Source organism: Saprospira grandis str. Lewin (assembly GCF_000250635.1).
GTDB classification, from domain to species: Bacteria; Bacteroidota; Bacteroidia; order Chitinophagales; family Saprospiraceae; genus Saprospira; species Saprospira grandis.
This window is the reverse complement of record NC_016940.1, coordinates 3962590-3987983: the sequence shown is the minus strand read 5'-3', so window position 1 is coordinate 3987983 and position 25394 is coordinate 3962590. Positions and strand designations below refer to the sequence as shown.

Here is a 25394-nt window from a genome sequence, read left to right as displayed (position 1 = left end):
AGGCGTGGAGTAAAATTTTGGGCAAGATAAACAAGTTATAGAAAAAGAACGCTTAGGGAAAACTTAAAAAAACAAGTCTATAAGACCGCCATTTTTAAATGAGTTCTTATAGACTTGCGTATCTTTGGGGCGGAATAGAATCTCCTCTACATAAATTCAAAGCATAATATAGCAGCTATGGAAAGTCTGGAAATACAAGGCTTCGCTGGGTTTAAGGACCTTAAAATCGAACTCAATAAAATTAACCTCTTTATTGGCCCTCAAGCCTCTGGCAAAAGTGTGCTGATGAAGCTGGCTTATTTTTTTAGGAATATTTACTCTAATTTTCCTTGGCATTTTTTTAATGGGATCTCGATCTTAGATAAAGAAGCAGATAAAAACTTTAAAAAAACTTTTCCAATTTCTAGCTGGCCCAAGGATAGCGCTTTTAGCATTTCCTATCAGTTGAATGGCTATGTTATTTATATAAAGCGAGAGCCGAATGAACAGAACATAAGACTGGATACCTCAAAAACAACAAAAGATTGGATTGATAACTATATTTCTACATTCACGAATGTATCAGAAATATTAAGTAGAGGCGAAAACCCTGTAGATTTTTATGGTGTTTATGACGAATACCATTTAGAGGAAGATTTTAGGAACGATTTCATTCAAAAGCTAAAAACAGCATCTTTAGCCACTAATAAAATTGTCCCCTCTGGTCGTAGTTTTTTTGCTTTTCTACAAGAGAACATCTTTTCTTTTTTGCGTTCAGAAAATGAGTTGGACCCTAGTTTTGTGGACTTTGCCTCTGAGTATGAGCGCATGAAAAAGACATTGGCTCGAGAAAATCGAGAAGGGCGCGAACTTCTTCCTCTAGAACAAGAACTAGAAGTGCTAATTCAGCAGGTGCTGAAGGGAAAATATGTGCAAGAAGTAGATGGCGACTTTTTAAGCTTAGCAGATGGTCGTCACATCAATTTACTACAAGCTTCTTCGGGCCAACAGGAAGTTTTGCCCCTTTTGCAAGTAATCCGTCATTGGTTTAGAAGAACAAAAACGGCAGTTAGCCTCTACATAGAAGAGCCAGAAACCCATTTATTTCCACAGGCGCAGCGCCAAGTACTAGAAGCATTGATTTTAATGTATAATGCACATGAAGAAGATATGCATTTAGAAATTAGTACGCATAGTCCCTACCTCATTAGTGTGCTTAATAATATGTTGTTGGCGGGACAGTTGGCCCAAAATGAAAAGGTGGACCAAAAGGCATTGGACCAAAAGCATCCGTCTTATTTAAGAGTAAAAAAAGAAGAGCTCTCGGCTTATATGCTAAAAGATGGAGCTGCTTTTTCGCTTTGGGATGAAGAAACAGGCTTGCTCAATGCCCAAATCCTTGATGAGGTCGGCGAAAATATTGATCGAGATTTTGATGAGCTCCTTAATCTAGAACCCTATGAATAGTTGTCATCAAAAGATAGCCCATTCGACAATTGTGGTAAAAGAACCGGGCGAACGCTCTACTTTTAGACTCAAAAACCCTAAAAAACTAGAAGTGGCGCATTTTAAGTTGGACGAATGCCAGGCTAGAGGAAATCAGCTAGGCTGTAAAGAGCAAACTAAAACCTGTGCTTTTCAAAACAACTTACAACAGAAGGTTAGCAATTGGCAGGGACAAAAGCGCTGCGATGCCCTTTTAGAAATAGCGGAAAAAGAAACACAAATTTTTGTTGAGCTAAAAGGGCAGGATATTGCAGCGGGAATAGAGCAACTAGAAGCCAGCCTAAATTTATTTGCCAAAGCTAATTGGCAAAAAAAGCTTTTTTTGAGTTGCAATAGCAAAGGGCTAAAAAAGCTGAACACAAAGATTAAACGATTCAAAGCGAGGCTAAGGAAAAACTACAAAAAAACAGATTTTGCCATAAAATCAGAACATCATATTTAATTTCGGTCCTACAGGGCGCGAAGCGCCCGCAGGCCTAGGGATGGACAGCGGGGCGGCGCAGCCGCAGACCCAAGTTTTTGAGCGCAGCGAAAAAACTGCAGGGCCGAGCGAATAGCGAGCCGCGACACAGCCCGCCGCAAGGCGAAGCCGCAGCGGAGGCCCCAAAAAAAATAAAAACAGAAAAAATGAAAATTCTACTCATCGGATATGGAAAAATGGGGCAAACCCTAGATAAAATGGCGCAGGCTGCCGGGCATGAAGTGGTCGGAAAAATTAACCAAGCTAGCGATTGGGATAATTTTGAGTTGGAAGCAGAGGTAGCCATTGAATTTAGTCAGCCCGATGCTGCCTTGAACAATTATTTGGCTTGCTTTGAAAGAGGGATTCCCGTTGTTTCGGGCACTACTGCCTGGTTAGCTGATTGGGATAAAATGGCTGCTGCCTGCGAAGAAAAAAAGGGGGCCTTCTTTTATGCCTCTAACTTTAGCATTGGCGTCAATTTATTTTTTGCCCTCAATGAGCGTTTGGCCGAATTGATGGCCGGGCAGCCGCAATACCAATTGGAAATGGAGGAAATTCATCATTTGGAGAAAAAAGATGCTCCTTCTGGGACCGCTATTTCTTTGGCGCAGGGCGTTTTGGCCCATAATAAGCGCTTTGAAGATTGGTATTTGGCCGAATTTCCCAATTTGGAAGGCAGCCAAAAAGAAAATCATTTTCCCATTTTTGCGCTAAGAGAAGCGGGAGTTCCGGGCACGCACAGCCTGAAATATGCATCTTCGGAAGATGAAATTATAATTACGCATCGTGCAAAAGGCCGCATTGGTTTTGCGGCTGGCGCCCTCAAAGCGGCCGAATGGTTGGCGGGAAAAAATGGTGTATTTGGAATGAAAGACCTTTTAAAAGAGCAATAAATGAAATTTAGTCGTTATCCCTTTGAGCAAATCTTAAAGGAGCGTCTGGCCGCCCTAGAATTTAAGCGGCCCACCGATATTCAGTATAAAGCGATTGAGCCCATTTTGAAAGGGCAGGATGTTTTGGCCGTGGCCCAAACCGGAACGGGAAAAACAGCCGCTTTTGCCATTCCTTTGGCGCAGCAACTGCTAGCGGGAAAGGATCAAAGCAAAGGACGGTCGCCCAAGGTGGTGGTCATGGTGCCTACGCATGAATTGGCCCAACAAATTGAGTCCTTTATTCATAATTTGACTCGTGGAAGTTGGATTGAAACCCTGGCCATTTATGGGGGGAGCAAGCAGGATAAACAATTGGCTAAATTGGAGACAGGAGTTGATATTTTGGTCGCTACGCCTGGTCGTTTATTTGATTTACAAGCTCAGGGCGCATTGCGTTTGCAGGCTGTAAAAACCTTGGTTTTGGATGAGGCCGATAGAATGTTGCAATTTGGTTTTTATGAAGATATTCAGGACCTTTTGCAGCGGCTGCCCCAAAAGCGGCAAACCCTGTTTTTTTCGGCTACGATTGACCAGAAAATTAAGAAACTGGCCTATTCGCTAGTCTCTAATCCCATTCGGATTCAGATTTCGCCCAAAGATCCCGTCAATAAAAATATTGACCACTCCCTTTGCTTTGTAGATATGGAGGATAAGCGCTTTTTCTTGGAGCGTTTGTATAAGGAAAATCCCAATCAGAAGATTTTGGCCTTTGTGCGCACCCGTGTGCGGGCAGAGCGGCTGTTGGCGGCTATGCAAAGAGTGAAAATTGAGGCCAGGAGTCTGCATGGCGACAAAGAACAGCAAGAGCGAACTGCTGCGCTCAAAGCCTTTGCCGAAGGCGAAGTTCGTTTGCTCATTGCCACCGATGTAAGTGCTCGAGGCATTGATATTCCCAATGTGCATTTGGTCATCAATTACGATTTGCCCGACCAGGCCGAGAACTATGTGCATCGAGTGGGCCGAACGGGCCGAGGTCGAAAAAGAGGGAAAGCCATTTCTTTTTGTGCGCCTAGAGAAGAAGAAATGTTGGAGAAAATTGAGGAGTATATGGGGCAAAAAATCAAATTGCTGGATATTCCGGTAGAGGATTATGAAGCCACCATCGACCTCAGTGATTCGCAGACTTATTCGTTTAAAGATGTAATGCGAGAAATCCAAGAAGCCGAAGACAGCAAGAAAAATCGACGTAAAAAACGGAAGAAATAAAAGGAGATGGCCAAAAAGAGGCGCTTTCAGGATTTGGGTTTTGGCACCGCCCTTCGAGGGGAACAAGATCGTTTAATTTTGCCTAATGGGCAGTTCAACATCTATAGAGACAATGCTTTTTTTGAGCGTTTTCAGTCCTATCAGTGGTTGGTAGAGCTCTCCTGGAGCAGTTTCTTTTTGGTCCTCACTGCTTTTTATTTGCTCATCAACACAGTTTTTGCGCTTTTGTATTTGGCTGTGGGCATTGAGCAATTGAGTACGGGAAATCCCGAACTTTCGCATTTTTGGCAGGCCTTTTTTTTTAGTGTACAAACCCTGACCACCGTAGGTTATGGCAGTGTGAGTCCAGAAGGTTTTGCGGCCAATTGCATTGCTGCGGCGGGTGCCTTTGTGGGTTTATTGAGTTTTGCCTTGGCCACGGGGCTGCTTTTTGCCCGTTTTTCTAAGCCCAATTTAAAATTGCGTTATAGCAAAAACATCTTGATTGCGCCTTATCAAGATGGAAAAGCCCTGATGTTTCGCATAGCCAATGCCCGACAAAAAGTATTGGCCGAGGCGCAAATTTCTTTGGTGGCCAGTTGGTTGGAAGAAAATGAATTGGGCCAATTGAGCCGAAAATTTTCGCTTTTGCCTTTGGAGCGGGAACAACTGCGCATTATGCCTCTCAATTGGACCGTAGTGCATCCGCTCAATGAAGATTCGCCCATTCAAAATTTGGGGAAAAGCAGTTGTTCTCGCCAAAAACTAGAGCTAATTGTCATTTTTCAGGCCCATGATGATAGCCATGGCATCCAACTCCGGTCCTACCACTCTTATAGTAGCGAGGAAATGGTTTGGAATGCGCAATTTGTACCTATGTTTCATGCTGGCCGAAATGGGAAGACGCTATTGGAGCTGAGTAAAATATCTGATTTTGAGTATCTGAGTAGCAACTAACTACTCCCCCGCCAAAGCCTCTCGCAAAAAGCGATTAACTCCCATGGCCGCCTCAAAATGTTCTAAAAGCCAAGGCAAAAGCTCTTTGCTTTGCAGAATTTCATCCATTTCTGCCTCCTCCTCATAGGTCCGCATAAAATAATATTGCTTTTGGTAAATCAGGGGCAATTCCTCGCCCAAAGCCCGAAATTGCTTGGGGATGCGCTTATGTTTTTCGCCCTGCAAACCTGCTGGATAATACTGCTCAAAAGCAGGCTGAGCCAATAAACGCTCAAAGTTTTCTCTTTGGTCCAAAATAGCTTCCCGAACAGCCAAAACTTGAGCCGGCGACAAACGATAGGCACCACCGCCCACCCAAACTCCCGCCGGACCAAATTGCAAATAATAGGCGGGCCAATCAATCGCTTTTCGCCCTTTGGATGATAAAATAGCCGAAGCATGCAGCTTATAAGGTGTTTTATCCTTGGAAAATCGACTGTCCTTATAAATCCGAAAGATCAATTCTTTGGGCAAACGCAAATCAATGCCCGGCTCTATCCGCTGCATTTCTTGGCCCAAATCCTCAATCAAACGCTCAAAAGGCTGCTTGACCGACTCCTCATAGCGCTTTTTGCGCGCCTTAAACCATTCTCTTTCGTTGTTGGCGGCCAATTCTCGAAAAAAACCGAGGAAATCCGCATCAAAATATTGCATCTTCAATTCTTTTTTATCTTTCTATAATGTTGGGGCCCGCGGCCGCCCTTATCCCCATCGCTCTTCAGCATAACCAAAAAAGTCTTCAAAAAACAACATTCCTGCCGTAGGTTGTGCTCCTCGAAGAGCTAATCTTTGATTAACAAAGTCTAAACCAGCTACAACATATTCATATTCTTGATCCATAATTACTGTAATTCCATGTTTTTCAAAAAATGACCATATTTTTTTGCACAAATCAAATTGTTCTTGAATAAAGCAATCGTCATAACTTTCTCTGTCAATGTATCCGCTATGAGTCCTAGGATCTGGATTTTTCACAGAACAATAAAACGTGAGTCTTACTGCATTGACAAACTTAGAAAAAGACAGGCTCGTCTGATAGTAGATTTCCAAGTCTCCAGATTTGAATTCGGAGTGGTCAATATAAACTTGCACTTTGAATCCATCATGTATTGATACATCGGCATAGTCGCTCAGTTCTTTGCGCAATTCTTCCATCAAGGGATAAGGCTGAACTATTTTTTCTATATACTTTTCTTTATCCTTAGCCAGTAAAAGCACCTCATCTATCAAGGATTGTAAATTATCAACCACCATATTTTTCATTGTTTTTCAGCTGCTTTAATCATCAAAAATGAAATGCAGTCCTTAGTTTTTAGATTATTTCTTTTTTGGGGCCCGCGGCCGCCCTTCAATTTGGGGCGGCCGCCGCTATGCTGCGGGGCTCGCTGCTCGCTCGGCCCTTCGCAAAACTTCGCTAGGGCTCGTTTTGCTCGGTCTGGCCTGCGGCCACCCGCTCCGCAGCGCTGGGCCAATTGGCCCTTCGGGCCAGGGCGGCTTCGCCGCCCCTAATCCTCAAAATGAACGGGCCAAGATTTTCCTGCTGCGGGCAATTCTCTGGGACAAGCAGGAGGCAAATGAGACCAAATTTGTTCTTTGAGTAAATCTAACAGAGCTTGGCGCTCAAAGTTGGCGGGCCGAAGCAAACCAATTTCTCGATAAGGTTGGGGGGCGGCAAAACTGCGCAAGCTCGCCTGTTGTTTTGGGGGCAAAGCCTGGCCCGCCAATCTGGGCAAAATGGTAAATCCTCCCTGATAATCGACTAGCATTCGGAGGCTTTCCAAACTGCCCGCCAAATAATTAAGCTGTCGACTTTCGCCAGTTTGCAACTGCAAGGCACAAAAATCAACCAATTGTTGGCGCAAACAATGGCCTTCTTCCAGCAACCAAAGTTGAGAAAGGTCCAACTCTTCGGTTAAGAAGTAGTTTTTCTCCATTTCAAAATCATCTCCATATAATAAGAAGTCTTCATAAAAGAGGCTTTCTTGGACCAAAGTAGGATGGCCAAAAGGCAAAGCCAAAATGCCTAGGTCCAAATCTCCCGCAAGCATGGCCCGTTCCATCTCTTGGGTTTGCATTTCTCGGAGCTCTACTTGCAAGTCTGGACAAGCCGCCAGAAAACTAGGCAAAAACAAGGGCAATAAATAAGGCGCTAAGGTAGGAATCACTCCCAAGCGCAAGCATCCGCCCAACTGATTTTGTTCCCAATCGACCATAGCTTTAAGCTGCCCAGCCTGCTGCAAAACCAAACGAGCTTGTCGCAAAATTTTTTCGCCTAGAGGCGTTGGGGCCAAAGGTTTTTGTTTTCGGTCAAAAATAGGCGCGCCCAGTTCTTCCTCCAACTTTTTGACCATCATGCTCAAGGTAGATTGCGTAACAAAGCAAGCCTCTGCCGCCTTGACAAAATGCCGATGCTCTTCTAGGGCCAAAATATATTCGAGTTGCTGTAAATTCATCTTATCATCGGTTTAGTCGATACTTATATCAAATATATCATTTTAAACAATTGGGGCAGCAAACTATATTTGTCTAAGCAAAGAAAAAATACTAAATTCAATGGCGCGCCAAGCGGGGCGACCAAAGGGAGCCTTTCTTTGCGAAGCAACTTTTAGTTGGCCTAGCGATGTGCAGCAGTGCCGCGCAGCGGCAGACCGAGCAAAAAACTGCGTTTTTTTGCGAAGGGCCGAGCAGACCTGCGAGCTGCGAAACGTAGCGCCCGCCGAAGGCGGGAGGCCCAAAAATCATATTATTTTCCTCATCCTAAACATAGCATATATTATGAGTAAGAAAGAGCAAAATCATAAATTGCGTTCGGCTTCTGGCCGTCCTTATACGAATCACGAAAATAGTAAATCTGCGGGCCGTCGGGGTCCTCTTTTGCTAGAAGATTATATTTTGCATGAAAAATTGGCGCATTTTAACCGCGAACGGATTCCCGAGCGGGTGGTGCATGCCAAAGGGAGCGGTGCTTTTGGTACTTTTACCGTGACCCAAGACGTATCTAAGTACAGCCGCGCCAAGTTTTTGAACCAAATTGGCAAAGAGACCAAGGTTTTTCTGCGTTTTTCTACCGTAGGTGGCGAAAAAGGCAGCGCCGATAGCGAGCGAGATCCTAGAGGTTTTGCGGTAAAATTTTACACCGAAGACGGCAATTTTGACATGGTGGGGAATAATACGCCCGTCTTTTTTATCAAAGACCCCAAAAAGTTTCCCGATTTTATTCATACACAGAAGCGGGATCCTAAAACCAACTTGAAAAGTCCAACCATGATGTGGGATTTTTGGAGCTTAAATCCAGAGAGTTTGCATCAGGTTTTGATTTTATTTTCGGACCGAGGCACGCCTTATGGTTATCGCCATATGAATGGTTATGGTTCGCATACCTTTAGTATGGTGAATGCGGATAACGAGCGCGTTTGGGTAAAATTCCATTTTAAGACCCTACAAGGCATCAAAAATATGACTGGGGCAGAGGCCGATCAGATGCGGGCCAAAGATATGGATTTCTCTCAGCGGGATTTGGTAGAAGCGATTGAGTCGGGCAACTTCCCTAAATGGCGATTTATGATTCAGACCATGACGGATGAGCAGGCGCAGGCTTTGCCTTTTAATCCCTTTGACTTATCAAAAGTTTGGTCGCATAAAGACTTCCCTTTGCAGGAAGTGGGGATTTTGGAATTGAATCAAATTCCCAGAAATTATTTTGCTACCGTAGAGCAAAGTGCTTTTGCGCCCGCTCATATTGTGGATGGCATTGGCTACTCGCCCGATAAAATGTTGCAGGGTCGTTTATTGTCTTATCCCGATGCGCATCGTTATCGTTTGGGGGCCAATTATGAGCAAATTCCCGTCAATCGTTGTCCTTTTGCGGTAAAAAATTACCAAAGAGATGGCTTGATGCGGGTAGATGGCAATGGCGAAGAGGGGCCCAACTATTATCCCAATAGTTTTGATGACATTTATGAGGATGCGAGTTATACGGAGCCTGCGGAGGAAATTAAGGATCCTGTGGCCGATTTCTTTGATCGGAATGAGGGGCCTGGCGAAAACGATCATTTTAGTCAGCCCGCCGCCCTTTTCAATGAAGTCATGAACGATTATGATCGTCATAATTTGGTGGCCAATATTGTGGGGGCTATGCAAGGCATTGCTGGTCCAAAACGAGAGACGATTATCAATCGCCAACTTTGTCACTTCTTTAGAGTAGACCCCAAATTGGGTGCTGCCGTGGCCCAAGGCCTAGAAGTTGATGTGGAGGCGGTCATGGCCAGTTTGAAACATGAATAAATTTAGTGGAGAAAGATAAAAAGCCCAGTCTGTAGACTGGGCTTTTTTTTGGGACAGCTAGTAGTTATCTATGATAAACCTTCGGAGAAACGGAAAGGTTTTCTTTTCTCCTTCTGCATTTTTTTCAAAAGTTGAAAGCCATAATTTTTTTAGTAGCAGCTTAAATTTTGCTAATTGCCCCATGGCTTTAAGTTCATTAAAAAGTTGTAACAACTGCTGTTCTTGTTGTTCGCTAGCCTCCACCCGCCGTTGTTTAAGTAAGTTATTTTGATTGAGACCCAAAACTTTAATATTTATTTTTGCCCCCTCATTCTTAGCCAATATTTCGCCTTTTGCTAGATCGTAGCTAAACTTATTTTCAATACGAAAACTAGTTGTTGGTAACAATCTTAACTCCTCTTTGCCTTTTGCTGCATCGCAATGTCTTGTTGCTTTATCTCCAAACTGAATAAATAAACGATCTCCTTCTCGAAGGTTTTTAATATCTGCTTTTCGCTTTAATTTTTTAATATGTGTTTTCTCAGGGATACTTTCATGTAACTCCTCTAAATCAGCAGGATGACAAGCATATAAACTTGCGATATCAGTTAGGGTTTCTGCTACTTTTACCTGATGTATTTTCATTTTGCCTCCATTGCATGAAGCCAAAAGATTAGAGTAATCATAGGTAAGCCTTCTGTCTGTTCCTTTATCAAGTAGATGCTCGATGACAGTTGTATTCATATCTATTCGCTGACCGCAATAGCAACAGATGTGGCCCTGCTCCTCTAATAGAAACTTTCGAAGAATTTTTTTATCAAAATTGGCCGTTCTATTATCGTCTAAATACTCCCATAAAGTAGAAGCCGGAATCCGACTATCTGAATACATAGCGTCTAAAGCAATTTCATGTGGCTGACGCCAATTATCTAAGGCCTCTTTCCCTTCACTACAAACTGCTTTATAAATCCATTCCATTAAGCATTTCTTTTATTTCGATTTGGCTCTCCAAGGCCTTAATTTTAGGATGCTCTTTATCCATTTCTTTCTTAAGCTTTACAATTTCCTCTTTTGCTTTTTGCAACTGATTATCTTGGATAAGCTGAAGTGTTTTACTTATTCCTTCTAGCGGAACTTCTCCCTGAATTTCTTCAGGCGATAGCCCCTGCCAAGCCAAAACAGTTTCTATATCTGCACCATAAGGATTAAAATCAATGACTGGAAAACATTGGTTATCTTTTAAGAGATATAAAGATTCTGCTTTTAAATGGTTAATTACCAAAGGAGAATGAGTCGTCAAAATAAACTGAATGTTAGGGAAAGTTTGCCGTAGGCGGCTCACCACTTTACGCTGCCAAGAAGGATGCAAATGCAAATCAATTTCATCAATCATGACTACGCCTGCGCCTCGCAGCGGATGCTCTTCCCCTTCATTGGCCAAAGCCAAACGCATTGCTAAATCTCCTGCTAAAGCTAGTAATGCTTTTTCTCCTGAAGATAATTGCATGACGGATAATTGTGCCCCTTGTTTTTTGAGAATCATATCGACATAAGGACTGCGTTGTATTCGCAAATCCTTAAACTCATCTCCCATCATTTGTATAATTGCCTGCCGAACAGCTTCTAACTGAGGATGCTTGTAGCTAAAATCTTCTTGTCCTAATCGTTGCTCATTTTCAATATCTTCTGTAAAACGATACCAAGAAAAAAACCGCTTAAAATCGACTGGGCCATTACTTAATGTGTTTGCATACCAAGTGGTAATTTCTTCTTTCTGCAGAAAATCTAAAGATGAATCTCTAATATTCCTATCTGAAGCATAATAACTAATTACAGGTAGGCTTACTTCAGTGTCGTAACGGAGGACCCTATTAACGTAAAATCTGTAGTCATTTTTTTTCTTCAAAAAAAACTCTACTTTCTGTGCATCCCTTTTATAAAAGATGGTTTGTGCATACAAGTCAAACCTCCTAGAACCCAAATCACAACTCCATTTTAAAAATACTGCAGCTCTCTTTGCTTCTAAATGTATATCTTGATATTTAAGCATTCGCTCCATAGCATCTGAAACAGATGCTTTGTTTTGACTTCCTAAGTCAAACACAAAAGGAGCAATTGCCGCACGAATTGCCTCCAAGACCGCAGTTTTTCCCGCTCCATTTACCCCTAAAATGACCAAAGGCTCCCCATTTTCAGGAAAAATAATTTCTTGTCTATCCTTAAAGCCTCTAAAACCCTCTATGCTCAAGCTTTTTAACTGCATACGCTCATCAATTTAATGTCCCTGAATATTTAAAACCTAACGATACACTCCCGATTTCTCAATAATTTCTCGCACGGCATCGGGCACCCAATAACGAATACTTCCCCCATTGGCTACTTGCCGACGAATATAAGTAGCTGAAATTTCTACCAAAGGCGCTTCTGGAAATAAATGAATACTGGGATGATTTTCCAGCTCGCCCAAATTTACTTTTGGCCGTTTATATACATATATAGTATGATGCGCCAAAATTTGCTCATAATTTTTCCATTTGGGCAAAGAGCGCAGATTATCGCCCCCCATCAGCAAAACAAATTCATGCTCGGGATGCTCTTCTCGCAAATAAGCCAAAGTATCTACGGTATAAGAGGGCTTGGGCAAATCAAACTCGATAGCGCAAGCTTTTAAGCCCGGCTCCTCCTCCACCGCAGCCTGCAACATTTCTAAACGCAGGTAGTCATCGGCCAAAGTTTTTCGTTCTTTATGTGGATTATGCGGACTAAGCACCAACCATAGCTCATCCAAAGGACTATGTTGCAACAAATAACTGCTAATCATTAAATGCCCGATATGAATGGGATTAAAAGAGCCGAAAAAGAGTCCTACTTTCATAATTTTTAATTTATTCTGCCGAAAATATACAGCCTTCTTTTCGGATTGCCCTAGAAGGCTCCGTTTTTTTGTGACTTTAGCCCGCCTTTAGTATCTTTAAATAAAACAGACTTTAATTATGTGGAAAAAATACCTTTTTTGGCCAGCTTTTCTGGCCCTGCCTTTTCATTTGATGGCGCAAGCTCCAGAAGGATCGGGCCCCAACTTGGTTCCGAATCCCGGTTTTGAAAAACTTAGAGCAAAACCGCCTAAAGATGATCTCGATGGCTTTAAAACCTTTCGTTATAGCGTTTCTGATTGGTCTAGCCCTTCTTTATCGACGCCTGACTTAAAAATTGTGTTTCCACAAACCCTAAAGTCGGCAAAAAGAAACAATGAAATCATTGACGAACCGCATTCGGGCTATAAAATGGCCGCTATTTTAACGCACAACCCAAAATCGGAACGCAGCAGCGTCTATAGAGAATATGTGCAGGCCAAATTGACCCAAACTTTGCGCAAAGGAACCGAATATTACTTTGAATTTTGGGTCTGCCGTGCCGTTCGCTCAAAATATGTAAGCAATAATATTGGGCTGGCCCTCTCGCCTACCCGACTGACCAAAGGAAAAACTTGGGACCCGCTCACCGAAATTAAACCCGATTTTAATGTGGAAGAGGTCATCAATAAAGATAAAAGAGAATGGGTGAAGTATTCTGGCACTTTTGTCTCGCCAAACCGCTCCAATTGGATTATCCTCGGCAATTTTTTCGATAATGAAAGTACAGAAATGATCGAAGGCTCTGCCGATCCCGCCGGAGATTTTGAAAATGCCTACTACCTCATTGATGATATCATGCTTTGCGAACTCAACTTTAAAGAAGAGCCCCCCGCATTGCCTCCGCCCCCGCCACCAAAAGTTGGCGATGTGGTTAAATTGGATCGCATTTTCTTTGTGACTGCAAAATGGGGCCTCTTGCCCGAATCTAACGAGCAATTACAAGAGGTCATTGACCTGCTCAATGAATATCCAAGCATGGAAATTGCCATTCATGGGCATACCGATAGCCGCGGAGACAATAGCTACAACCAACGCTTATCAGAAAACCGCGCAAAATCGGTCTATAATTATTTGGTCCAAAAAGGAAGCGTGGCCCCAAATCGCTTAAGTTATAAAGGCTTTGGCGAAAGCAAACCCGTTGCCGACAATAATACCGCCGAAGGCCGACAAATTAACCGCCGCGTAGAGTTTACCGTCACTAAAGTAGATGCCGAAAATCTCGAAGTCGAATACGAAACAGAAGTTGATCCTTATACCGATGAGGATTAAACATATTTCATAAGCACTTTAAAGCCCAAAAGTAAAATTTTGGGCTTTTTTTGGGGGCTGCCCCTCGCCTTTGGCTCGGGTCGCTACGCTTCGCAGCTCGCTGGTCGCTCGGCCCTGCGCAAAAAAACAAGTTTTTTGCTGGGTCTGCGGCTGCGCCGCACTGCTGCGCATCGCTCATCCGCTCATCTGTTTTTTTTCTTTGGGCTTTTTTCTTCGGCGGTTTTGGCTTCTTGTTTTTTCTATCCCGCATAAATTTCATAGGAACCCCAGGGCCAAGGCCCTAGGCTAAGCAAAAAATTGTCATCCCCTCTTTCGAGGGGATTTTTCTTGGCGCTTGTGCTTGGACGGTTGTTGTTTTTTGAAGTTTTTTTTGGTCCAGTGGGTTAAAACCCACAGCAAGAAGGGAGGCCATTCTACATCCAAAAAAATGAGCCGATGGTTAAAACTATCGGCTCCTAAAAAATTAAACTAAAACTGTTTCCTTTTTCGGGGCGGTTGTTTTTTTGAACCTGTGGGTTGAAACCCACAGCCATACAACAATCCTATTCTACATCTATAGTGCGGAGAGGATTAAAATCCTCTGCCGCTTTGAACATGATGATTTTTGGTCCATTGATTTTCCCCAAGAGAAATTTTAATCCCTGTTTTTTTATGGAGGTTTTTAAACCTCCATTTAAAATGAAATGCCTTTTTGTTGCCTGGGGGGCTGTTGAAAAAGACATTAGCTAATTACTTTTACCGAAAAACTATATAGGTATATAGTTGTATAAGTTGTCTATTTTTTGTAAATTTAAGGATGAAAAGAAAAGCTGTATTTCGCAATAGCCAACAAAATCAGATGAGCATGTTTCCTGAGGATTTAGGAGCATGGATTCCAGCAGATCACCCTGTTCGAGTTGTCAATCAAGTGATTGAACAAGTCAACTTGAAACGCCTATATGATAGTTATAAAGGTGGAGGAAGCTCATCTTACGACCCGAAAATGATGATTAAAGTGTTGATTTATGCGTATTTAGACAACACTTACTCTTCTCGAAAAATAGAAAAAGCCTTAAAAGAGAGTATTCCTTTTATTTGGTTGAGTGGCCGTTCTACTCCAGATCATTCTACGATTAGTATATTTCGCTCAAAGCGCCTACAAGGATTTGAGGGAGAGATGTTTAAAGATATTTTTACAGATATCGTTTTGCTACTTGCAGAAGCAGGTCTAGTTGATTTGCAAGATGTTTATACAGATGGGACAAAATTAGAGGCTAATGCAAATCGCTATACTTATGTTTGGGCGAATCGTTTATCTAGTAGTAAAGAAAAAATCAGAGAGCGCCTGGAAGGTTTCTGGGCTTATTTAGAAGGCCTTTATAAGTCTGAGGAACAAGAGATTGAGCCCTTAAATTTAGGAAAAAAGGCTAGCTCAGAAAAGATACAAGAGACTGTTGATAGAATCAATCAGTTAGTGTCAGATAAGGAAATAAAAGCAAAGATCGCCAAGGAAGAAAAAAAAAACTTAAGGGCGATAAATAAATTTGCAGATCGCTATAAACGTTATGAAGATCAGGAAGCTATTATAGATGGCCGTGGAAGTTATAGTAAAACGGATCATGATGCCACCTTTATGCGAACTAAGGATGATCATTTAAAAAATGGCCAGCTTAAAGCAAATTACAATATTCAATTTTCGACATCCAATAGAGTAATTACTCATTATTCAGTAGAGCGAACATCTTCTGATATGGCCACCTATATCCGTCATTTAGAGGGATTTAAAGAGCGTTATAATTTTTATCCCAAGCAAGTTACCGCAGATGCTGGCTATGGAAGCGAAGAAAATTATCTTTTTTTAGAAGAAAAAGGAATAGAGGGTTTTGTAAAGTATGGCTCTTTTTACAGAGAGCATCGAAGAAATTTTAAAACAAAAGAGTTTGCGAATGCTAGAAACCTTCACTATGATGAAAAAGGTGACTTTTATATTTGTCCTGTTGGGAAAAAAATAAACCGAATAGGAGAGACTAAAAAGACACTTCGGTCAGGCTACATTAAAGAAACAAATATATATGAAGCAGCAGACTGTAAGGGCTGTGCGCTGATGGAGCCCTGCTTAAAACAGAACTCAAATAAAAAAACCTCTACAAATCGAAGAATCCATAGAACGCCTAATCTAGAGCGATTAAGAGCCAAAGCAAGAAAATTACTTTTAAGTGAAGAGGGGATTAGAAAACGAAAACGAAGATCAGTAGATGTTGAAGGCTGTTTTGGAGAGCTAAAACAAAACAAAGGCTTTCGGCGACTGATGCTTCGAGGATTAAAGAAGGTGAATATAGAGGTCGGCTTGCTTGCTATGAGTATGAATATTGCCAAACTAGCAAAGCATAAAGCTCGAACTATGGACGAAGTCTGTCCAAAAACATCAAAAACGACTCTTTTTAACAGAAATAACAAAAGTATTGCCGCAAAAAGAGGGTAATTAAGGGGCAAGTATTGCCTTTTTGTAAAAAATGGACACTTATTAACATTTTTTATTTTTTTAGTCCTAAAAATGACTTTTGACTTCCTCAACAGCCCCACCACCGCAGTTTTTCCGCCGAAGAAAAATTTTGTTGTTTTTAGGCTTGAACCTAATTGAAAGCTGCTAATTGAAAGGGGGATTTTTTCTTGATGGTTTTCTAGACCAGTGGGTTGAAACCATCGGCTCAGGAAAAGTCAACTAAAATCCTTTTCCATTTCCCAGCAAACAAGGGCTTCAGCCCGCTCTTTGCATAGACTTACAAGCATGGGCTTTAGCCCATGACCATAAAACAAGTTCCACACTAAAAATTAAAGACTAAAAATAATGTCTATTATTAGCGCCCATAAATTTCATAGGAACCCCAGGGCCAAGGCCCTAGGCTAAGCAAAAAATTGTCATCCCCTCATTCGAGGGGATTATTTTTGCGGTTGTGGTTGGGGCGGTGTTTTTTTTGAAGTTTTTTTTGGTCCAGTGGGTTAAAACCCACAGCAAGAAGGGAGGCCATTCTACATCCAAAAAAATGAGCCGATGGTTAAAACTATCGGCTCCTAAAAAATTAAACTAAAACCGTTTCCTTTTTCGGGGCGGTTGTTTTTTTGAACCTGTGGGTTGAAACCCACAGCCATACAACAATCCTATTCTACATCTATAGTGCGGAGAGGATTAAAATCCTCTGCCGCTTTGAACATGATGATTTTTGGTCCATTGATTTTCCCCAAGAGAAATTTTAATCCCTGTTTTTTTATGGAGGTTTTTAAACCTCCATTTAAAATGAAATGCCTTTTTGTTGCCTGGCTGTAGGTTTCAACCTACAGACCACCGCAGTTTTTCCGCCGAAGAAAAATTTTGTTGTTTTTAGGCTTGAACCTAATTGAAAGCTGCTAATTGAAAGGGGGATTTTTTCTTGATGGTTTTCTAGACCAGTGGGTTGAAACCATCGGCTCAGGAAAAGTCAACTAAAATCCTTTTCCATTTCCCAGCAAACAAGGGCTTCAGCCCGCCAGTTTGCATAGACTTACAACCATGAGCTTTAGGCTATGGCTATAAAAAATTAGATTGTAAAAATTGAGGGCTAAAATAACTGCTATTCTTGATAGACGAAGCTAAGCTGCTTGTTGAACAGCATATTTTTTTGTTGGGCCATATAAAAGGTCCAAACCATTTAGTAAAACTTGATAATAGAGCGCAATAAAGCGATTGAGCAAAGCCAAGGGCTTTTGCAAAAGCCGTAATTTTGACGAGGAAAAAAGAATTTCCTCCTTTTTTTGTCCTTTTTGCGGCAAATCTTTCTGAGATTGCCCCTGCAATAAGCCCAAGCTAATGAGTTGCTCATAAATAAGGGCCAGTTCTGCAACTTCTTCTAAAATGCTTGTAGGTTGGCCCAATGCCTTAAAAATGAGGAGAAATTCGGCAAAGAAAAATTTTCTGCGGCCAATAAAATGGTCCAAACCCGCAGCGCGCAGGCGTTTGCGCAAAGTGGGATAAGAAATGCCGTAAAAAGCCTTGAGCATTTTCTTAGTCAGTTTATAATCCTGCATTTTTTGTTCGAGAGTCATCATGGGGCGCCATTTTTTTGTTGTTTTTAAAGTTACGACTAAAAAATAATAATGTCAATAGACTGACTAATAATTTTTTAGAAAAAAAGTGGCCGAAAAATCAATGTAATTTTTATCCCCATCGCTAATTGAAAGCCGCTATTTGAAAGGGGGATTTTTCTTGATGGTTTTCTTGACCAGTGGGTTAAAACCCACAGCAAAAAAGAAATCCATTCTACATCCAAAAAAATGAGCCGATGGTTAAAACCATCGGCCCATAACTAGCAGAACTAAATTTCTGCGTCTAGAAGGAGCGAAGCGACTGGCCTAGCGATGCGGCGGGGTGGCCGCAGGCCAGACCCAGTTTTTTGAGCGCAGCGAAAAAAACGCAGGGCCGAGCGAACAGCGAGCCCCAAAGCGTAGCGCCGACGACCGAAGGGAGGCGGAGGCCCCAAAAAATAGCTCTAATTTTTATCTAAAATGAAAAGTTCTGTAGTTTTAAACTTTCATTTCTTTTCAAAAGCCCTTACTTTAGGCCAAGGAAAAAAATAACGTCAAACTATGCCTCAATATCAACTCCCTGTATTATATGTAGCGGCCAACAGCGAAGAATTTCAACGCTTGCAGCATTTTTTTGCTGGCAGCCAAGTCCAGTTAGTGGCCAACCCCAGCCCCCAGCAGCTAGAAAATAGTGAAGAAAAAGTTTTGCTGCTACTTAGCGATAACTTTTTAAAAGATCATCTGGCCATGCAAGCGCTGAGCTCGCTGATGCTAGAAACCGAGCGAATTTTGCCCATTATTTTAAATGGTCGGCAAAAAGATGTTAACGGCCAAATTATCGAAACGCCCACGCAGACAAAAACCATTCATGAACTCATGCGCTACCGAGATTTTTGGCATGAGGAATGGATTCGCCTGCGCAAAGCCAACCGAGAAGCAGCAGCCGATGAATTAGAAGAAATTGAAGCGAAAAAACTTTTTGCCAAACGTTTATCGACAAATATTGGCAGCTTTTTGCGAAAAATCAATGCGCTTTCGCCTAGTCCTTGGGCCGACTTTGAAGCCAGCGAGTTTAGTCGCCTTTTGCAAGCAATCGATATTACAGCTTTGCAAAAAAGCGAAGAAAAAGAAACAGAAGAAGAGCAAGCAGAAATTGAAGAAGCTCCAGAAATAGAAGTAGAATCTCGGGCCGAAGAAGAAATTTTGGAAGCGGAAAGCCCTGAAGAAACGCCCCTAGAAGAAAAAGAAGCGGAAGAAGAGCAGGCAGAAAATTCTGTTGAGGAAATCGAAGAGGAAGAAAAAACAGCGGAGGAAAAAGAACCCATGGAAGCTGTAGAAGAGGAAAAAGTGGAAGAAATTCCGACCGTTCTAGAAAAAGAGGAAGAAAAAGAAGTGGCGACCGAAAAAGTAGTTTTAGAAGACGAAAATTTGGAAGCGGCCCAAGAATATTTGACAGAAGTTCGCTCTTTGGATGCGCTTTTTGTCATTGCAGAAACCGAAACGGAAGAAGCGGATTATGAAGTAGCCCGTTTGGCTTATGAACGAATTTTAGTGTTGGATCCCAGTAATGGTCGCGCTTTGATTTGGTTGGCGCGTTTGTTAGATCGTCATTTTGAGGAAGAAGAGCAGCAATTGGCGCAAGAATATTATAAAAAAGCAATTTTTGTCAATGAAGAATCGGCAGCGCTTTATTATGAGTATGCTTTGCATTTGCGCAAAAGATTTGCCTCATTGTTTAGAGTGAATGAATTATTGCATCGGGCCTTAGAAATTGATCCGCAATATGAGTTGGCTTATTTGGCTTTGGCCGATTGCCAGGCAAAACAGGGACAAATTGAAGCGGCCAGAGCAAATTATTTGCAAGCTTGTTTGCTAAATCCCGAATTGCAGGCAGAAGAATTGGATCAGTTGTATAAAGTGATTCGCCCAGAAGAACAAAAACCATTGGCCGAAGAATTACAACTGCCTGAATCGGAAGAAGAAATTTTGCGCTCACCTCATGCAGAAGAAGTTGTTTTTATTACGGGCGCAACCTCTGGTATTGGTCGGGCTACGGCTTGGCAATTTGCTCGCGCAGGTTACCGTTTGGTATTAACTGGTCGCCGAGCAGCCTGTTTAGAAGAACTTTCGGAGCAATTACGTGAAAATTTTGAGCAGTTAGAAGTGCAAACGCTTTCTTTTGATGTTCGAAATAAAGAAGAAATTGATGCCGCCTTGGCCAAATTGCCCGAATCTTGGAGCAACATTGATATTTTGATCAATAATGCGGGCTTGGCAAAAGGTAGAGGCCCCATTCATGAGGGAAAAATTGAGGATTGGGAAACAATGATTGATACCAATCTGAAAGGATTACTTTACTTGAGCCGGGCGATCAGTCCGATTATGGTCCAAAATAAAAAAGGATTTATTATCAACATCGGATCGATTGCAGGCAAAGAAGCTTATTCTGACGGAAATGTTTATTGCGCCACAAAAGCCGCTTTAGATATGCTCACCAAAGGAATGCGTTTAGATTTGCATCGCTATGGCGTTCGGGTAGCCGCTATTCATCCGGGGCATGTAGAAACTGAATTTGCTTTGGTTCGTTTTGATGGCGATGAAGAAAAAGCAAAAATTTATGATGATTTCACGCCCTTGCGAGCCGAAGATGTAGCGGAAACTATTTTCTTTGTGGCTAGTCGCCCAGAAAGAGTAAATATTCAAGATTTGCTTCTTTTTGCCAATCAGCAAGCTAGTGCGGCCGTTATTGATCGCTCTGGAAAAAAGTTTGAGTAAAACTTTAGAGAAATAAAGAGAGGCGCGCAGAAAACAAAAGTTTTTTGCGCGCTTTTTTTTGGGGTAGTTTTTCCACCAAAAGAGCTGATATAAACATCTTTTAGATAAAGCTTTTATTTCACCGCCGAAAAACAAGCTCATGTATTATCGCTATTTATTTTTGTTCCTCTTTTTTCTGGGGGGAGTTAATAGTATGCTAGCGGCAATTGCAGTGGCTGATACTTTAGTTCCGCAAACAAAAGAGAAAACAGCACTTCCTTTTCCTCCGCCACCACCTCCGCCACCGCCAAGAACAGCTGCAGCAGATCAATATAGTGGGTTTGAAATAAACTACATGGACCCCTATTATCTTTCTGATGATTGTCCCGATGATGATTTTTGGTCAAAAAATAGATGTGCTGACCTTGCCTTACATAAAGTTTTAACAGCGGCCACTATTTACCCTAAAACGGCCAAAGAAAAATCTTTGGAGGCAACAGTTTACATTCGCTATACGGTAACTGTGGAGGGAAAAATGGAAAATATTGAGTTGGCCAAATTAGTAGGAGAAGAAAATATGGGCTTTGAAGAAGCTGCATTAAATGCAGTAAAAACCGTAGCTAAAACGGCAAAATGGAAAGCGACAAAACATAAGGGGGAATATATCCCGATGAAAATGGTTGTCCCTATTAAATTTAAATTGGAGGAGCAGGACTAATTTTTTGCTCCATTTTCCAACAAAAAACTCATACAAACATCTTTTAGGCAAAGATTTTATTTCACCTCTGAAAAATATGCTCATGTATTATCGCTATTTATTTTTGCTCCTCTTTTTTGTAGGGGGAATTCAGGCTACGCAAGCTGCGGGAGCTCCGCAATATATTGTGGAGGTTGATACTTTAATTCCGCCACCGCCGCCAGTTCCTCCAGCGCCAGTTGTAGAAGACATGCCGCCGCCACCACCGCCGCCACCACCCGCACCGGCTCCGACTATAGATTATGTGCCGAAATATTGTTATTATCTTACAGAAGAATGTTCAGAAGATGAAAGTCCAGAAGAGCGAAAAACCTGTGGGCAGCTAGCGTTGATGAAAGATTTATCGGCTGCTACTGTTTTTCCTAAGGCGGCCAAGGGAAAAAACATCAATTCGGTAGCTTATATTCGATTTGTGGTAACAGCTGAGGGAAAAATGGAAAACATTGAACTTCTTCGGTTTATGGGCGAAGAAGGATTGGGTTTAGAGGGAGTTGCATTAAATGCCGTAAAAGTTGTAGCCATAACGGCAAAATGGGAAGCGGCAGAAGAATTCGGAAAAAAAGTTTCGATGCGCATGGTTGTACCGATTCGATTTAAGTCAGAAAAAGATTAGCGGGTCGAACTCCTTTAAAAATTAGCAAAATTGCAACTAGCTGTCTATTTTGGGCGGCTAGTTTTTTTATGGACCTATTCAAGCTGTCATGTTAAAATCCAACATTCTCAAATTATCTCTTTTTGCCACTGGTCTTTCGGGTATTGTGGCCGAATACATTTTGGCCACCTTGGCCACTTATTTTTTGGGCAATTCTGTTTTTCAGTTTACGATTGTCTTGTCTGTTATGCTTTTTTCTATGGGCTTGGGCAGTAGGATTTCCAAGTATTTTGAAAAGAATTTGCTGAGCAGTTTTGTCATTATTGAGTTTACGCTTTCCCTTTTGGTGGCCTTTTCGGCTTTATTTACCTATACGGCCACGGCTTATATGGAATACACTGGCGTTTTTATTTATAGCTTTTGTATTCTGATTGGTTTATTGATTGGGATGGAAATTCCTTTGGTGGTTCGGCTCAATGATGCTTATCAGGAGTTGCGGGTAAATGTTTCTGCGGTAATGGAAAACGATTACTACGGCAGTTTGATTGGCGGATTATTTTTTGCTTTTGTGGGCCTTCCCTATTTGGGCCTTACCTATACGCCTTTTGTTTTGGGGGCTGTCAATTTTGGCGTAGCGCTTTTATTATTGGTCTTTTTGGGCCAACTTTTTCCCAAAGCGCATAAATTGGCCTTTAAAATTGGGGCTTTTGCCGTAGGTTTAGTGCTTTTGGCTGGTTTTTTTGCGGCAGAACCTATTATTCTTTTTGGCGAACAGAAACGTTATAAAGATAAAGTCATTTTCCAGCATCAATCTAAGTATCAAAAACTGGTTATTACCGAATGGAAGGGCAATCATTGGTTTTATATCAATGGCAACCAGCAACTTTCTACCTTAGATGAATGGATGTATCATGAACCTATGGTCCATCCTATCGCCAGTTTGCATCCCGATCCCAAAACGGCTTTAGTTTTAGGCGGTGGCGATGGCTGCGTGGTTCGAGAATTACTCAAATATCCCAGCATTGAAAAAATTATGTTGGTTGATTTAGACCCCAAAGTGACCGAGCTGGCCAAAACCAACCCCATTTTTTTAACTATGAATGACAGCGCCTTGCTAGATCCTCGAGTAGAAATTCTCAATGGCGATGCGTTTCAGTATATGGAAAAGACCTTAGATTTTTACGATTTGATTTATTGCGATTTTCCAGACCCCAAAAGTATTGAGTTGGGCCGTTTATACTCTTATGAATTTTATAAAATGTGTTATAAACAGTTAAGGCCAGGCGGACTCATTTCTATTCAATCGGGCAGCCCTTATTATGCCAGCAAGGCTTTTGCTTGCATTGACAAAACAGTAAAAGAAGCGGGATTTAGCAGTTTACAAATTCATAATCAAGTACTTACACTAGGGCAATGGGGCTGGACACTCGGCGCCAAAGATTTGCCCCAAGAAGGTTTTCTCAAAGCTTTAAGAAATGTTAATCTTGAGCAGATCCCTACAAAATGGCTAAACAAAGATGCACTTTTGCATATTACTTCATTCGGTAAACCAGTAATTCCCATAGATACAACAGAAATTGAAATCAACCGAATTCATGATCCTGTACTTAGCAGTTATTACCGCAAAGGAAATTGGGACTGGTATTAACTTCATCAACAACAACCCTCTCCTATGAAAAAGTTATTTGTTTTTTTGTTCCTTTTTTGGGCCAGTCTTTCTTTTGCCCAAAACGAAAATGTTCCCACCGCAGCCAATGAAATTTGTCCGATCCTTATTGGCGAAACTATTCCTGAAGGAAGCCTGCAAAATACAGATGGAGAATCTGTAGATGTTCAGAAATTGATCAAAAAAGAAAAGACTGTTTTGGTCTTTTACCGCGGAAGTTGGTGCCCCTACTGCAATAAACAACTTAGTGGATTGCAAGAAATTGAAGACCAAATAAAAGAGCTGGGCTTCCAAGTTGTCGCCGTCTCTCCTGATCTTCCAGAAAATCTCAAGAAAAGCATTGATAAAGAAGAGCTCAAGTATCAGCTTTTTTCTGACAGTAAAATGGAGTATGCCCAACAACTGGGCTTAGCCTTTAAGGTAGACGATAAAACCAGAAAGCGCTATAAAGCTTTTGGCATCGATTTAGAAAAAAGCTCTGGAGAAACACACTATCAATTGCCTGCGCCTGCTGTTTTTGTCCTCAATAAAAAAGGAGAAGTTCAGTTTTCTTACATCAATCCTAATTATAAAGTGCGTTTGGCCCCCGAAGTTTTGTTGGCGGTGCTCAAAGCCAGCAAATAAAACGACAAAAGCCAGTAGATTTTTTCTACTGGCTTTTTTTTGATCTCTTTTTTTGAGATTTTTTATGTTTTGGGGCCCGCGGCCGGCTAGCCTTCGGCTAGGTCGGCCGCCGCTATGCTACGCGGCTCGCTATTCGCTCGGCCCTGCGTTTTTTTTCGCTACGCTCAAAAAAACTGGGTCTGGCCCTTCGGGCCACCGCTGCGCAGCGCTGGGCCAAAGCCGCTCTTTTTTTGTCTAATCTGAACCATGATTAAATAAAACACAATCAAGAATGACCGCAGCAGCCAAAATTAGTTGTTCGTCTCCTTCATAGATTTCGACGCTATAAGTATCCGTCCATGCCCAAAACTTTTTAGACAATTTTGCTAATTGTTTTTCATTTGCACTAACAACAAAGTTTCTGGACCAAAAGCCAGCCTCAACTTGGTAATTTGACCCTCCTGAAAACCTTAAACTAAAGCGATGTCCCCAAAGGTAAAACTGCTTACGTAATTCAGCAATGACTTCTCCCTTATGTTTTATTTCAAACTGAGGCAACAGGCAAAAAAGCCGTCTTTTAATTTGAAATAACTCTTGTCCTGTTTTATAATCTCGAAAAGATAGGTCTTTACCCCAAGAAAAAAACTTCCCGTCTACCAAATAAATAATTTGGTCTAGCTCATCTCGGATTAGATAACTACTATCTAGACTCCAAGCTTTTTCCTTGAGCTGAAAGCGCTTTGACATGACTACTTAGTTTGATTTCTTTTCAAACAGCACCAAATCAATAACAATAGCGGTGGCCAAGATAAAAGCCTCATCACCCTCATAAATTTCAATGCCATAAGTATCGGTCCAATTCCAAAACTCTTTAGACACTCTAGCAGAAAGGCCCGAAGCTCGGCGAAATTCAAATTCTCTTTGCCAAAAAGAGCCATCAATCGTATAATCATTTGGGCCAGGCACATCTAGGGTAAACTTTTGGCCAAACCACTGAAACTCCTTGCGGATTTCCGCCACCGAAGCCCCATCTTTCAAAATTTCAAAGCGCGGCATAAAGCTCATCAAAATTTGCTTGATGCGAAACAGCTCTTGGCCAGTATTGTAGTCCTGAAAAGAAAGGTCTTTGCCCCAAGAGAAAACTTTTCCCTTGACCGCATAAACAGGTTCTTCATTTTGGTCTCGAATGACATAATTGCCTCCAAAACTCCAGATTTTTTCTTTCAATTGAAATAGCCCGGGCATATTACTATGTTTTAAGGTTGTATGAGGATAAAAAAGCCAGTGAGCTGGCTACAACTCAATAATAAACAAAAAAGTTAAGCTAAGCAATAAAGCCGCTGTTTTTCTTGCCGAAGCAAAATGCTAGCGCAAAGAAAACCGATGAGCGGATGAGGGATGGAAAGTGGTGCGGCGCAGCCGCAGACCCAAGTTTTTGAGCGCAGCGAAAAAACTGCAGGGCCGAGCAGACCTGCG

Annotated in this window: 23 protein-coding genes; 13 read left to right on the top strand and 10 right to left on the bottom strand. The window is 41.8% G+C overall.

Annotated features, from left to right (window positions below; genetic code table 11):
• The first annotated feature begins 177 nt into the window (after positions 1-177).
• From SGRA_RS17660 to SGRA_RS17640, 5 genes are all read left to right on the top strand, one after another.
• Complete coding sequence (locus tag SGRA_RS17660; RefSeq protein ID WP_015694181.1) at positions 178-1446, top strand: AAA family ATPase; 1269 nt, start codon at positions 178-180, stop codon at positions 1444-1446.
• On the top strand, positions 1439-1927 hold the full coding sequence (locus SGRA_RS17655) for a hypothetical protein (RefSeq protein ID WP_015694180.1): 489 nt from the start codon (positions 1439-1441) through the stop codon (positions 1925-1927). Before SGRA_RS17660 ends, SGRA_RS17655 begins: the two co-directional genes overlap by 8 nt.
• Positions 1928-2112: 185 nt before the next feature.
• Positions 2113-2841, top strand: a complete 729-nt coding sequence (dapB, locus tag SGRA_RS17650; RefSeq protein ID WP_015694179.1) for a 4-hydroxy-tetrahydrodipicolinate reductase — start codon at positions 2113-2115, stop codon at positions 2839-2841.
• Positions 2842-4086 carry a DEAD/DEAH box helicase gene (locus SGRA_RS17645; RefSeq protein ID WP_015694178.1) on the top strand — a complete coding sequence of 415 codons (1245 nt, stop codon included), beginning with the start codon at positions 2842-2844 and terminating at the stop codon, positions 4084-4086. It begins immediately after the preceding gene.
• A gap of 6 nt (positions 4087-4092) precedes the next feature.
• Positions 4093-5022, top strand: coding sequence for an ion channel (locus SGRA_RS17640; protein WP_015694177.1), 930 nt, complete (start codon positions 4093-4095; stop codon positions 5020-5022).
• Here SGRA_RS17640 and SGRA_RS17635 read toward each other — a convergent pair whose 3' ends face one another.
• The 3 genes from SGRA_RS17635 to SGRA_RS17620 all read right to left on the bottom strand — a co-directional run bounded on the left by SGRA_RS17635 (position 5023) and on the right by SGRA_RS17620 (position 7514).
• The gene (locus SGRA_RS17635) at positions 5023-5715 is read right to left on the bottom strand and encodes a DUF2461 domain-containing protein (RefSeq protein ID WP_015694176.1); all 693 of its coding nucleotides are present in this window, start codon (positions 5713-5715) and stop codon (positions 5023-5025) included.
• A 48-nt stretch (positions 5716-5763) separates the two neighbouring features.
• Positions 5764-6315, bottom strand: coding sequence for a hypothetical protein (locus SGRA_RS17630; protein ID WP_148268389.1), 552 nt, complete (start codon positions 6313-6315; stop codon positions 5764-5766).
• Between the two features lie 251 nt (positions 6316-6566).
• Entirely contained in the window at positions 6567-7514 is a 948-nt protein-coding gene (locus SGRA_RS17620) for a hydrogen peroxide-inducible genes activator (RefSeq protein WP_015694173.1), read from the bottom strand.
• Between the two features lie 322 nt (positions 7515-7836).
• Between SGRA_RS17620 and SGRA_RS17615 the strand changes: the two genes are divergently transcribed.
• Positions 7837-9345 (top strand): catalase, encoded by a 1509-nt coding sequence (locus tag SGRA_RS17615; protein WP_041329984.1) that lies wholly within the window; start codon positions 7837-7839, stop codon positions 9343-9345.
• Positions 9346-9402: 57 nt separating this feature from the next.
• Here the strand turns inward: SGRA_RS17615 and SGRA_RS17610 are convergent, their stop codons facing one another.
• Genes SGRA_RS17610 through nadD form a run of 3 tightly spaced genes read right to left on the bottom strand, consistent with a single transcriptional unit; the run spans position 9403 to position 12199 of the window.
• On the bottom strand, positions 9403-10302 hold the full coding sequence (locus tag SGRA_RS17610; protein WP_015694171.1) for an HNH endonuclease family protein: 900 nt from the start codon (positions 10300-10302) through the stop codon (positions 9403-9405).
• Positions 10286-11587 (bottom strand): AAA family ATPase, encoded by a 1302-nt coding sequence (locus SGRA_RS17605; RefSeq protein ID WP_015694170.1) that lies wholly within the window; start codon positions 11585-11587, stop codon positions 10286-10288. The genes SGRA_RS17610 and SGRA_RS17605 overlap by 17 nt, the downstream gene beginning before the upstream one ends.
• A gap of 36 nt (positions 11588-11623) precedes the next feature.
• The gene (gene nadD, locus SGRA_RS17600) at positions 11624-12199 is read right to left on the bottom strand and encodes a nicotinate (nicotinamide) nucleotide adenylyltransferase (RefSeq protein ID WP_015694169.1); all 576 of its coding nucleotides are present in this window, start codon (positions 12197-12199) and stop codon (positions 11624-11626) included.
• Positions 12200-12317: 118 nt separating this feature from the next.
• On the opposite strand from nadD, the gene SGRA_RS17595 reads away from it, so the two are divergent.
• Complete coding sequence (locus tag SGRA_RS17595) at positions 12318-13508, top strand: OmpA family protein (protein WP_015694168.1); 1191 nt, start codon at positions 12318-12320, stop codon at positions 13506-13508.
• Between the two features lie 542 nt (positions 13509-14050).
• Here the strand turns inward: SGRA_RS17595 and SGRA_RS23875 are convergent.
• Positions 14051-14230, bottom strand: coding sequence for a hypothetical protein (locus SGRA_RS23875; RefSeq protein ID WP_041329764.1), 180 nt, complete (start codon positions 14228-14230; stop codon positions 14051-14053).
• 74 nt (positions 14231-14304) lie between these two features.
• On the opposite strand from SGRA_RS23875, the gene SGRA_RS17580 reads away from it, so the two are divergent.
• Positions 14305-15969, top strand: a complete 1665-nt coding sequence (locus SGRA_RS17580; protein ID WP_015694165.1) for an IS1182 family transposase — start codon at positions 14305-14307, stop codon at positions 15967-15969.
• 1145 nt (positions 15970-17114) lie between these two features.
• On the opposite strand, the gene SGRA_RS17575 is transcribed toward SGRA_RS17580, so the two are convergent.
• Positions 17115-17570 carry a hypothetical protein gene (locus tag SGRA_RS17575; RefSeq protein ID WP_041329763.1) on the bottom strand — a complete coding sequence of 152 codons (456 nt, stop codon included), beginning with the start codon at positions 17568-17570 and terminating at the stop codon, positions 17115-17117.
• 537 nt (positions 17571-18107) lie between these two features.
• Between SGRA_RS17575 and SGRA_RS22345 the strand changes: the two genes are divergently transcribed.
• The 5 genes from SGRA_RS22345 (at position 18108) to SGRA_RS17550 (ending at position 23939) form a co-directional block, all read left to right on the top strand.
• Complete coding sequence (locus SGRA_RS22345) at positions 18108-20321, top strand: SDR family NAD(P)-dependent oxidoreductase (protein WP_015694162.1); 2214 nt, start codon at positions 18108-18110, stop codon at positions 20319-20321.
• Positions 20322-20460: 139 nt separating this feature from the next.
• Entirely contained in the window at positions 20461-21018 is a 558-nt protein-coding gene (locus SGRA_RS17565; RefSeq protein ID WP_041329762.1) for an energy transducer TonB, read from the top strand.
• A gap of 82 nt (positions 21019-21100) precedes the next feature.
• Positions 21101-21670, top strand: a complete 570-nt coding sequence (locus tag SGRA_RS17560; protein WP_015694159.1) for an energy transducer TonB — start codon at positions 21101-21103, stop codon at positions 21668-21670.
• A gap of 88 nt (positions 21671-21758) precedes the next feature.
• On the top strand, positions 21759-23297 hold the full coding sequence (locus SGRA_RS17555; RefSeq protein WP_015694158.1) for a polyamine aminopropyltransferase: 1539 nt from the start codon (positions 21759-21761) through the stop codon (positions 23295-23297).
• 24 nt (positions 23298-23321) lie between these two features.
• Positions 23322-23939, top strand: coding sequence for a peroxiredoxin-like family protein (locus SGRA_RS17550; protein WP_015694157.1), 618 nt, complete (start codon positions 23322-23324; stop codon positions 23937-23939).
• A gap of 234 nt (positions 23940-24173) precedes the next feature.
• Here the strand turns inward: SGRA_RS17550 and SGRA_RS17545 are convergent, their stop codons facing one another.
• Positions 24174-24665, bottom strand: coding sequence for an LURP-one-related/scramblase family protein (locus SGRA_RS17545; protein ID WP_015694156.1), 492 nt, complete (start codon positions 24663-24665; stop codon positions 24174-24176).
• Positions 24666-24671: 6 nt separating this feature from the next.
• Entirely contained in the window at positions 24672-25163 is a 492-nt protein-coding gene (locus SGRA_RS17540; RefSeq protein ID WP_015694155.1) for an LURP-one-related/scramblase family protein, read from the bottom strand.
• Between the last annotated feature and the right edge of the window lie 231 nt (positions 25164-25394).